At 72.9% G+C, this 1,182-nt stretch carries 1 protein-coding gene; it reads right to left on the bottom strand.

Annotated elements, in window-relative coordinates; all coding sequences use genetic code 11:
* A partial coding sequence (locus tag BW981_RS23315) for a methyl-accepting chemotaxis protein (RefSeq protein WP_244560424.1) occupies positions 1–1,182 on the bottom strand: 1,182 nt, incomplete at both ends.

The following is a 1,182-nucleotide window of genomic DNA, read 5'->3' on the forward strand; positions in this document are numbered from 1 at the left end:
GCGGGAGCTGCGGCCTTGGTCTGTGCGAAGGCGGCTTCGGCGAGCTGGCGCAGGCGTTCGGGTTCGCCGCCGCCATCCTGCGTGGTCATGCCGGCGGGCCTCGCCTGGGCCGCGACCGGGCGCGGGGCTTGGCGGGCCGGGGCAGGCCGGGGGGCCGGGCGCGGGGCGCTGCGGGCCGAGCCGCCGCCGGCCGCGGCATAGGCGGCCGGCGCGGCATAGGCCTGGGCCTGGCTGGGCCTGCTGGCCCTGCGCCTGGCGGCCGGTGCGGAACTGCGCGACGAGGTCGTTGAGCTGGCCGATGCGGCCCGACAGCGCCCCGGCCGAGGCCGCGCTCTGCTCGGCCAGCGCCGCGTTCTGCTGCGTCATCTCGTCCAGATGCGCCACCGCCTGGCTCATCTCGTCGATGCCGTTGGCCTGCTCGCCCGAGGCCGCCGAGATCTCCGCGATGGTCGAGGCCACCTTCTGCGAGGAGTCCAGGATCTGGCTGAGCTGCTCGCCCGCCTGGCGCACCAGCTTGACGCCCTCCTCGACCTCGCCATTGGAGGAGGAGATCAGCGCCGAGATGTCCTTGGCCGCGTCGCTCGAGCGCTGCGCCAGCGTGCGCACCTCCGAGGCCACCACCGCAAAGCCCTTGCCGGCGTCGCCGGCCCGCGCCGCCTCCACCGCCGCGTTCAGCGCCAGCAGGTTGGTCTGGAAGGCGATGTCGTCGATCACCCGGATGATGTCCGAGATCTTCTGCGAGGCGCTCTCGATCCGCGCCATGGCCTCCACCGCCTGGCCGGCGATGGCCCCGCCCGTCTGCGCCGCCCGCATCGCATCGTCGGCGATCCGGGCCGCATCCTTCGAGCCCTGCGCCGAGGCCTTCACGCTCGCCGCCAGCTCCTCGGTCGTCGCCGCCGTCTCCTCCAGGCTCGAGGCCTGCTCCTCGGTGCGCTTCGACAGGTCGTCCGCGCCCATGTTGATCTCGCGCGCCGCAAGACCGACATCCGCCGCCGTCACCTGGATCGTCGCCACCGTCTCCGACAGACGGTCCACCGTCTCGTTGATCGCCGCCTTCAGATCGGCGAAGCGGCCGCGATAGCCCGTCTCAACCCGGCTCGTCAGATCCCCGCCCGCAATCGCCTGAAGCGCCCCGGCAAACTCCGTCGTCGCCGAATCCACAACCGCGTTGATCTCGTTGAT

Origin of the sequence: Allobosea sp. TND4EK4, from assembly GCF_900156025.1 — a bacterium.
Taxonomy (GTDB): domain Bacteria; phylum Pseudomonadota; class Alphaproteobacteria; order Rhizobiales; family Beijerinckiaceae; genus Allobosea.